This window comes from Bacillus sp. JST-5 (assembly GCF_057747715.1).
On the sequence record NZ_JBYLHW010000084.1, the window covers coordinates 1 to 9,786 of the forward strand.

General features: G+C 34.9%; 8 protein-coding genes and 1 other annotated feature. Of the genes, 5 read left to right on the plus strand and 3 right to left on the minus strand.

All coding sequences use genetic code 11. From position 1 onward, the window contains the following. Window positions 1–190 precede the first annotated feature (190 nt). Window positions 191–1,912 (plus strand): acetate--CoA ligase, encoded by a 1,722-nt coding sequence (gene acsA / locus AC3ASS_RS12720; RefSeq protein WP_488283899.1) that lies wholly within the window; start codon window positions 191–193, stop codon window positions 1,910–1,912. A gap of 78 nt (window positions 1,913–1,990) precedes the next feature. On the opposite strand, the gene AC3ASS_RS12725 is transcribed toward acsA, so the two are convergent. Then, window positions 1,991–4,759: a transglycosylase domain-containing protein gene (locus AC3ASS_RS12725; protein ID WP_488283905.1), complete on the minus strand. Its 2,769-nt coding sequence runs from the start codon at window positions 4,757–4,759 to the stop codon at window positions 1,991–1,993. A 229-nt stretch (window positions 4,760–4,988) separates the two neighbouring features. Further along, window positions 4,989–5,207 (plus strand) — a binding site (T-box leader). Window positions 5,208–5,261: 54 nt separating this feature from the next. Between AC3ASS_RS12725 and tyrS the strand changes: the two genes are divergently transcribed. Beyond that, window positions 5,262–6,524: a tyrosine--tRNA ligase gene (gene tyrS / locus AC3ASS_RS12730; RefSeq protein ID WP_488283900.1), complete on the plus strand. Its 1,263-nt coding sequence runs from the start codon at window positions 5,262–5,264 to the stop codon at window positions 6,522–6,524. A 260-nt stretch (window positions 6,525–6,784) separates the two neighbouring features. After that, the gene (locus tag AC3ASS_RS12735) at window positions 6,785–7,048 is read left to right on the plus strand and encodes a hypothetical protein (protein ID WP_488283901.1); all 264 of its coding nucleotides are present in this window, start codon (window positions 6,785–6,787) and stop codon (window positions 7,046–7,048) included. 179 nt (window positions 7,049–7,227) lie between these two features. Here the strand turns inward: AC3ASS_RS12735 and AC3ASS_RS12740 are convergent, their stop codons facing one another. Together AC3ASS_RS12740 and AC3ASS_RS12745 are read right to left on the minus strand one after the other, a co-directional pair. Next, window positions 7,228–7,725, minus strand: a complete 498-nt coding sequence (locus AC3ASS_RS12740; RefSeq protein ID WP_488283902.1) for a hypothetical protein — start codon at window positions 7,723–7,725, stop codon at window positions 7,228–7,230. A gap of 5 nt (window positions 7,726–7,730) precedes the next feature. Next, entirely contained in the window at window positions 7,731–7,979 is a 249-nt protein-coding gene (locus AC3ASS_RS12745) for a hypothetical protein (RefSeq protein ID WP_488283903.1), read from the minus strand. A gap of 181 nt (window positions 7,980–8,160) precedes the next feature. On the opposite strand from AC3ASS_RS12745, the gene AC3ASS_RS12750 reads away from it, so the two are divergent. Both AC3ASS_RS12750 and AC3ASS_RS12755 read left to right on the plus strand, forming a co-directional pair. Beyond that, window positions 8,161–8,397, plus strand: coding sequence for a hypothetical protein (locus AC3ASS_RS12750; protein ID WP_488283906.1), 237 nt, complete (start codon window positions 8,161–8,163; stop codon window positions 8,395–8,397). Between the two features lie 521 nt (window positions 8,398–8,918). Beyond that, a complete protein-coding gene (locus AC3ASS_RS12755) occupies window positions 8,919–9,602 on the plus strand; it encodes a Y-family DNA polymerase (protein ID WP_488283904.1) in 684 nt (227 codons plus the stop codon). Window positions 9,603–9,786 lie beyond the last annotated feature (184 nt).

Here is a 9,786-nt window from a genome sequence, read left to right on the forward strand (position 1 = left end):
CCTATGAAGTTATCAAAGAACAAAATTCTAACTGGAAAATACCTCAAAAGAGGATTCTAAAAATACTATACGAGGAGAATATATGATGAAATAAGAATCATAATATTAATAAAATTGTGAATATATTTATAATATACTATAATATTTTGTATATAAAAATTTGTTTTTAAGTTTTAGGAGGGGATTTAACGTGAAAGTAGAAGAACTGCCAGTATTGAAAGAAAACTATAATCTAAAAAACTATGAAGAAACTTATCGTACTTTTGATTGGAAAGATGCAGAGAAACATTTTTCTTGGTATGAAACGGGAAAAGTTAACATGGCTTATGAAGCAATTGACCGTCATGTTCATACATTTAGAAAAAATAAAGTAGCATTATATTATCGGGATGACAAACGATATGAAAAATATACGTTCAAAGAAATGAAAGAGCTTTCAAATAAGGCAGCAAATGTGTTAAAACAGTATGGTGATGTAGAAAAGGGAGACCGAGTGTTTATCTTTATGCCTAGATCACCAGAATTATATTTTGCCTTATTAGGTGCTTTAAAATTAGGTGCAATAGTTGGTCCTCTGTTTGAAGCCTTCATGGAAGGTGCGGTTCGAGATCGATTGCAAGATAGCGAGGCAAAAGTTCTTGTAACGACCCCAGAATTACTTTCACGAGTTCCAGAACAAGATTTACCATCTTTAAAAACAATATTTTTAGTAGGAGAAAATATTGAAGAAACTGATAAATATGTTGACTTTTTAAAGCAACTTTCTTCAGCAAGCAGTGATTTATCTATCGAATGGGTTAATAGAGAAGATGGAATGATTCTCCATTATACATCTGGTTCTACCGGTAAGCCAAAAGGAGTTTTACATGCTCATAATGCAATGATTCAACATTATATGACGGCCAAATGGGTTCTTGATTTACAAGAAGAAGATATTTATTGGTGTACGGCTGACCCTGGTTGGGTAACAGGAACGTCTTATGGAATATTTGGTCCATGGCTAACGGGTACGACAAATGTGATAGTAGGTGGACGGTTTAAGCCAGAAGCATGGTATAAAACAATTGAAGATTTTGGTGTAACTGTTTGGTATAGTGCTCCTACAGCATTCCGAATGTTAATGGGTGCTGGTGATGAAGTAGTGAAGCAATTTGACTTATCTTCACTTCGTCATGTATTAAGTGTAGGGGAACCATTAAATCCAGAGGTCATTCGTTGGGGAATGAAAGTATTTAATAAACGAATACATGATACATGGTGGATGACAGAAACTGGCGCCCAACTCATTTGTAATTACCCATGCATGGAAATCCGTCCAGGTTCTATGGGTAAACCAATCCCAGGCGTAGAAGCAGCCATTGTTGATGATCAAGGAAATGTTTTACCGCCAAATCGAATGGGGAATTTAGCAATTAAAAAAGGTTGGCCATCGATGATGATTGCAATATGGAATAATCCTGAAAAATATCAATCCTATTTTCTACCAAATGGAGATTGGTATATTTCAGGGGATTCCGCTTATATGGATGAAGATGGATACTTCTGGTTCCAAGGACGTGTCGACGATGTCATTATGACTTCAGGTGAGCGTGTTGGTCCATTTGAGGTAGAAAGTAAACTTGTTGAACATCCTGCGGTTGCTGAAGCAGGAGTTATTGGAAAACCGGATCCTGTAAGAGGAGAAATTATTAAAGCATTTATTGCCTTACGAGACGGATATTCACCATCAGAAGAATTAATTGAAGAAATTCGTCAGTTTGTGAAAAAAGGTTTAGCTGCCCATGCTGCGCCTAGAGAAATTGAGTTCCGTGAAAAATTACCAAAAACTCGAAGTGGGAAAATCATGAGACGTGTTCTTAAAGCATGGGAATTAAACTTACCTACTGGTGACTTATCGACAATGGAAGATTAATAAAGGAGCTGCTAACATAGCAGCTCCTTTTTTTTACTAAAAAAGAAGTGATTGCGATTGCAACCACTTCCATCATATTTATGAATCTGTTTCTTCTTCATCATTATCGCTTGGTTTTTCTGTTTCGTCAGGTTTTTTTGAAGTATCCGGTTGTCGATTTCCAATTTGAACAATATTGGATGGAGGTGATTCATTTCCTGCAATGTCCACTGCAACGACAAAATATTGTCCATTTGGTGCCTGGTATGAAAGTTTTTCACTAGCTTTTACAGATTTAACTAATGCTTTTTCTTTCCCGGTTCCTTTATATATACGATAGCCTATTACATCTTTAGCTGAGTGAGCATTCCAAGTAATCGTATTCTTGTTGACAGAAATCTTTATAGCTGATGGTGTTTTACCATCATCTTCTAATTTTGCATCAGGGACTAATATTTTTGACCATCTCTCATTTTTTGGAATTAATTGTTCTTTCTTTTTAAAGTTTTTTCCAACGATTCGATCAATGAAATCTGGATTTAAAATCAACCCTTCTTCTGTAAATTCTTTTGGAGTAGAAGGTAAAGCTAAGTATTTTTCTTTCCCTATTTTTACATATCTTCCTTTGATTAAGCTATCGTCAACTTTCGTTGGTGCATATTGAGCAATAAAATAATCTTCTCCAATCAGACCTGCTTCCCGACAAGCATCTGATGGCAACATACCCGAAACTAAACAAAAAGAACGTTTGACGATTCCACCAGGCATTTGGAAACGCTCTTTAGGAGCAATTAATTCTGGATTAATATCGTACGCAGCGTTCATAAGCTCTGCCCATAATTGCAGATGAGTTCCAGAATTACTAATGGTTTTTGGTGTGTCATATCCCATCCATATGCCAAATGTAATATTCGGATTCATAGCCACAAACCAAATATCTTGCGTATATTCGGATGTTCCTGTTTTTCCTGCCCAATCTGCTTGGAATTTTAACATTCCTGGAACAGCTCTTGCCGTACCTGTTGGACCTTTTAATACGTCTCTCATCATATCAAGCGTTAAATATGCAGCTTGTTTTGAGAATACTGTTACTGGTTCAGATTTATGCTCATAAATAATTTTGCCATCGCTATCGACAATTTTATCAATCATATATCCATCTACAAACTCGCCCCCATTGGCAAATGTAGAATAGGCGTTTACATTTTCCTCAACAATTACATCCGGTGCACCTAATCCTGTTGATAGGTTCTCAAAATGTTCCGGTTTTAGTGTGGATATTCCCATTTTTTCTAAATATTGACCAGGATTTTTAGAAATAATATTTCTTAACAGACTAACTGCTGAAACGTTATATGATGCTTGTAATGCTTGTCTAGCCGTCGTCAACCCATAATAGGTCCTTGAAAAGTTTTGTGGCCAAGAAGAGCCATCATCTCCTTTTAATCCTAAATCGACATCTGCAATGACCGTACCTGGAGAAGCTAGCCCCATATCAATAGCTGGACCATAGACAAATAATGGCTTCATTGTTGACCCGTTTGGGCGACCTTTTTCATATGTAGCATGGTTTAAATAACTGATTTCTCCATTTTTAGATCCTCTACCACCGACATAGCTGATAATTCTTCCTGTTTTATTTTCCCTTAATGACGCACCTACCTCAATTTGTTCATATGCGTCTTTTGTCGGTTCATACTTATCTGCTTCATAATACTTAAAGTTTTTTACGATTTTTTGGAAAGCATCATAAATCTCTTTATCAATGGTTGTATGAATTTGGTAGCCATTTTGTCTTAAATCTCGTTCGGCTAAAATTCGATATTGCTCATTTAATTCTTTACTTTCTTTTAAATCTTCTTTTGTATAACCGTCTTGTTCAGCGAGAAGAATGGATAATACATCTATGGCCCTTTCTTCAATTTCAAAAATCAAATAAGGATATTCTTCAATAATCGAATTTTGTTTTGGAATAAAATCTTTAACTATATTATAATTGACAGCTTCTTTATATTCTTTTTCTGAAATATAACCCATCTCGAACATTCTTTGTAAAACGATTTTCATTCGGTTAATTCCAGGTTGTAAATCTTCCTTACTTTTTAATTCACCTTCAACAGTAAATGGTGTATATAAAAATGGACTTTGTGGTAATCCTGCTATAAAGGCTGCTTGTGGTATCGTTAAATCTTTAGCATCTACACCAAAAATCCCTTTTGCCGCTGTTTGTACACCAGCAATATTTCTACCACTTGAATTTCTCCCTAACGTAGAAACATTTAAGTACGCTTCTAAAATTTGTTCTTTTTTAAAAAACTTCTCTAACCTTAAAGCAAGCATAATTTCCTTTGCTTTTCGTTCAAAAGATACTTCATTCGTCAAAATTTGGTTTTTTACAAGTTGTTGTGTTAATGTACTTCCTCCTGATTGAATAGAGGAATTTGTAAATTCCTGAAATAATGCACGGAAAATGGCTTTTGGTACTACACCAGGATGATTCCAAAAATTTTGGTCTTCCGTTGCAATCACGGCATTAATTAAATGTTTTGAAACATCTTCTAGTTTAACTTCTTCTCGTTCGATATCAGACCGTAATTTTCCTAGTGGAACGTTGTTGGCAAAAAATAATTCAGACGTTTCTTCGTAATTATAAATATCTTTTTCCATGCGATCATAGGAACGTATAGGTTCATCCTTCACAAGAGAGGCAAAGTATCCCACTCCTACGCCAAGTGCTAGAGAAGCCATTAATAAACTGAATATAAAGAAAATTAGAAATAATTTCCAAATGACTCCATAAGTAATACGAAAATAACTTTTTGTTTTATCGTTTCTCAATGTACTGAACATTGGTTTTAGGCGATCCATTATCGCTTTTAACCTTTCATTCATATATCATTCCTCCTAAAAAGTCACATTCATTATAGCACATACGAGAAAAATGGGCTTTTTCTTTTTTCGACACTTTTTTTATGCAAGGAATACAATTCTTCGATGTTTTCATTAATGAAAAAATAAATTTTTTCATGGTAGGAGCTATTTTCTAATGATTGACTTCTTTCATAAACTATGGTAAAAATTTATGTAACTTCATACAGATAAAGCGATGAGAGGAATTAGTAGTGAATTCTATCCCTGTCTCAGAGAGCCGACGGTTGCTGCGAGTCGGTACAAATAGAATGAACGAATTACATCCTTGAGCATTTACTGTGAAATGTTTAGTAGCAGTAAACGGATGAAAACCGTTATTAAAATTAAGGTGGAGACAATGAGTGTCTCAAGTTGGGTGGTACCGCGATGAATAATCGTCCCTTCGAAATGATTCGAAGGGATTTTTTATTTGAAATCGTTAGAATGGAGGAAAAGTATCATGAAGCTTTTAGAGGATTTACATTTTAGAGGTTTAGTAAATCAAGTTACGGATGAAGAAGGATTAGAAAAACTGCTAGAGGATGGACAAGTAAAATTATATTGCGGATTTGATCCAACAGCTGATAGTTTGCATATTGGACATTTGCTTCCTATATTGACTTTAAGAAGATTTCAACAAGCAGGGCACCAACCAGTCGCTCTTGTTGGTGGAGGGACTGGACTGATAGGAGACCCTAGTGGAAAAAAAGCAGAAAGAACGCTGAACTCATCCGAAATCGTAGCAGAATGGAGTAATCGTATTAAAGATCAATTATCTCGTTTCCTAGACTTCAATAGTAGCAATAATCCAGCAAAAATAGTAAACAACTATGATTGGATTGGATCTATGGACTTAATTACCTTTTTACGAGATGTCGGAAAAAACTTTGGCCTAAATTATATGCTTGCAAAAGATACCGTTCAATCAAGAATTGAAACAGGGATATCCTTTACGGAATTTAGTTATATGATCCTTCAATCATTAGACTTTTTAAAGTTATATGAAAATGAAGGAGTAAGACTTCAAATTGGCGGTAGCGACCAATGGGGAAATATTACTGCAGGACTTGAATTAATTAGAAAAACAAAAGAAGATGCAAAAGCATATGGATTAACCGTTCCATTAGTAACAAAAGCGGATGGAACAAAGTTTGGTAAAACAGAAGGTGGAGCTGTTTGGATAGACCCTGAAAAAACAACTCCATATGAGTTCTATCAATTCTGGATTAATACGGATGATCGTGATGTTGTAAAATATTTAAAATATTTCACGTTCCTATCCCATGAAGAAATTTTAGAATTAGAAAAAAGAACAGAAGTAGAACCTGAAAAACGTGCAGCACAAAAAGCACTGGCCGAAGAAATGACAAGATTAGTACACGGAGAAGAAGCCCTAAAACAAGCAATCAATATTTCGGAAGCGTTGTTTAGCGGAGATATAAAAAGTTTATCCGTAGAAGAAATTCAGCAAGGATTTAAAGATGTTCCTTCATTTGAGGCTACGCAAGACAGTCATAACATTGTCGAATTACTTGTTCAAGCTAAAATTTCTTTATCTAAGCGCCAAGCACGTGAAGATGTCCAAAATGGAGCCATTTACATTAATGGCGAAAGAATCACTGATCTTGAATATGTAATAAATGAAAAAGATCGCATAGGTGGTCAGTTTACGATTATCCGCCGAGGAAAGAAAAAATATTTCTTAGTAAAATATAAAAATTAGTAATTTTTTTACCCCAAAAGTTTTGGGGTAATTTTTTTTAAGAAATAGCGGGAGATGAGGGAGCAATTGTTATAGATAGTAATATAATACTTGAAAAGAATTATGACGAATCAGATGAAGATTATAAATCTCGAATCGAGAAAGATGGTAAGTTAGAAAAGTTAATTACCGAGATTACAACGCCGCTTCCTGAACCTGAGATAGAATTAGAACTAGAGGAACTAGAAGAGGAATCAGGTGAGAATATTGATGAATTGGAAATGATTGAAGAATTAGAAGAGGAATTAATCGAGATTGATTTCGAATTCATTGATGATGGAGAAACAGATAATGAAATAGATGATTCAGAGGAAATAGTTTTGACGAACTTATCATTCGAAGAGGAACCAGAATTCGATGTTGAGCATTCTAAGAACATAGATGAAGATGAATCGGCAAGTTATGATCAATCAAGCGAATATGGTAAGTTTGACAAACAAGAAAAAAACAAACAGACATATTTATTGCTGTTGATAGAGAATTGAGAGTAACCAAGGCAACTGATAAGAAAGTTGTTGAAGGACAACTAGAGTTATTTTAGTTTTAATATAAAATATGTTTTTAAACAGAAAAACCTCTTGTGATAAATCACGAGAGGTTTTTCAATTTCTAAAATGTTTAAATGAATAGTTCAATAGCCGCCATCTTTAAAACATTTTATAATTTATTTTATGATTAATTCATAATAATAGTTTTCACCATTAATTATAAAATGCATATAAAGCCTCTCTCCATACTCGTCAAGAAATTCTCGGGCTGTTTCCCCTAGTTTATTTGGATTTAGAACCAGAACCCCAAAAGAACTGTTCATTTTTTGACCAGGTTTTAAAGTCACATCATACGCTTCGAAAGTTTCCCGAGCTAAAAAATATGACTTTAATTGTTCTGGAACATACCCAATATACTTCAATGATAATTCATTGTCAGTAATATTCTCAATTGTGAATCTAAAAGAGAGACGGTATTCTAATTCATCTATTTTACTTAATTCATAATTATCTACATTACTAATAGATATATAATCTAAAAGCGGATTATGATCTTTTGAGATCTTCTTTATAGATTTGTATACTTCTTCATAAGATATTTCTGAATCGCCATTAGCACTACTACATCCTAATAATGTTAATATTAAAAATGAAATAGCAAACTTCTTTATCATTGCTATCACCAATTATGAGTGTAGCTTTCAACGTAAAGCCCATTATTATTAAACGCATTTCTGAATAATGTACCTAATTGACTTTTGTTATTATAGTTTTTAGCGCGCGAAATTTTTTGTGGACGTTCTTTATCTCTTGAGAAGTCATAGAAGACATATTTTACGCCTTTATTATGAATTAGAAATTTATGGGTACATGTTGCTTGATGATCATCTGTGCTGTTTTTAATTTCAACTTGTACATCGTTGTCCATGTTAAAATACCTCCTTACGCTTTTTTTGGTAGAGTGACCCAACCACTGAATCTAATATTATTAAATCACAATTTTGTAAAAAATACAGTGACATTTAAGAATTTTCTAAAAAATTAATCTTTAGTTATAAAAGTGCAATAAAAGGTAGTTTGAGATAGGAAATATAAAAACATAAATAAGTATTAAACTCAAATGTAGTTATAACCGCTACAGGTTCCCGAACCTGCAACGCGACGAAAGCGTTCGGGACTTGCGCGACTTGCTACGGATGGAAACAGGCTCGACCATCATAACGACTATCCAAAAGTTCCAGGACTACGTCGAGAACGTTGTTTACCTACTCTTAAATGACGCAGAAAACATATTTGTCCTCATTGACGAGTCGCAACGAACTAATTACGGGAAAATGACACAATAAACATGAGGTTATAGTTGTCAAACGATGTATATATGGTATTCATCAGGACACCGATTGACAAGCAAGACCGCAACACTGTCAAAACGTTAGGGACATACATTAACTATACTCTATTAGGCAGGTCGTCGACGAAGATGAGACAGTCCCAATCTATTATGAGAATGGCCTGCCAAAATTACGGGTTGAGGGTGAGTCGCTGGATGCAATTTTCGACTGCGTCTTTCAAAGAATATTTGAAAGAGGAACAGGATCGATCGGATTAAGAAGAAATACGCGACAGAGGAGGCTATTTATCGGGTCGTTGCAACGCATCGTCCGGATTTGTCTCGACATCAAGGGAAAATTGAGGATATGAATGGAGCCTGCGAAAATGGTGCTGGCGGATTTTATGGAATAACAACTCTTCTCATATTGTCCTTATTCTATCCTCTTCTTTAGGTTATAACTTGACTTTACCCTAAAAATATAAGAACATATATTCTTAAATAGAACGTATGTTCTTAAATAGAGACCTTGTGTCGATGCTGTTTGATATTTCTTGTCTGCCAAAAAATAAAATTTTATGTATCGATATGAAGAGTTTCTACGCCAGCTGTGAATGCGTCGATCATGGACTGAATCCTCTAGAAGATTATGTCGTCGTTGTCTCTGATAAAAATCGAAGTGGGAGTGTAGTTCTAGCTGCGTCTCCGAAAATGAAACAGGATTACGGAATCAGGACAGGGAGCCGTCTATATGAAGTGCCTTGCCGTCACCATATCCATATTTTTAATGCACGTATGAAGCGATATTTAGAAATCAGTGTGCAAATCACACAACTGTTTTCTACCTTTGTCCCTTTTGAAGCGATTCTCACATTCAGCGTTGATGAGAGCTGCATAACTCTAGACGGTACGGAAAAACTACATGGATCTCCCGTGGAAGCAGCCCAAAAAATACGAAGCGTGATCTGGAATCAATTCGGCCTACCATCTTGCATTGGCATCGGCCCGAACCGTTTCATCAGCAAAGTCGTACTGGATGTATACGCCAAAAAGCAAGGTATCGCGGAATGTACCTATGAAGAAGTACCGAAAAAGTTATGGCCAGTTCCATTGCGGGAAATCTGGGGCATTGGCAGCCGAATGGAGAAACATTTGAACAATATGGGAATGTATACGCTTGGAGACGTAGCAAACAGTTCTTTGGAATCACTAGATAAATAATAATTAATTCAGCTTTCAGATTCTTGGCATTAAATAGTGCTAAGGATCATTTTTTTTCTTAGACAGAATAAATAACACCAACATTAAATTTAGGTTATAATAGACCAGAATTTTATTTAAGTTGGTGATTATTTATGCGTACCAAAAATAGATTAAATCCAATCGAATCAAAATACTTTAGACC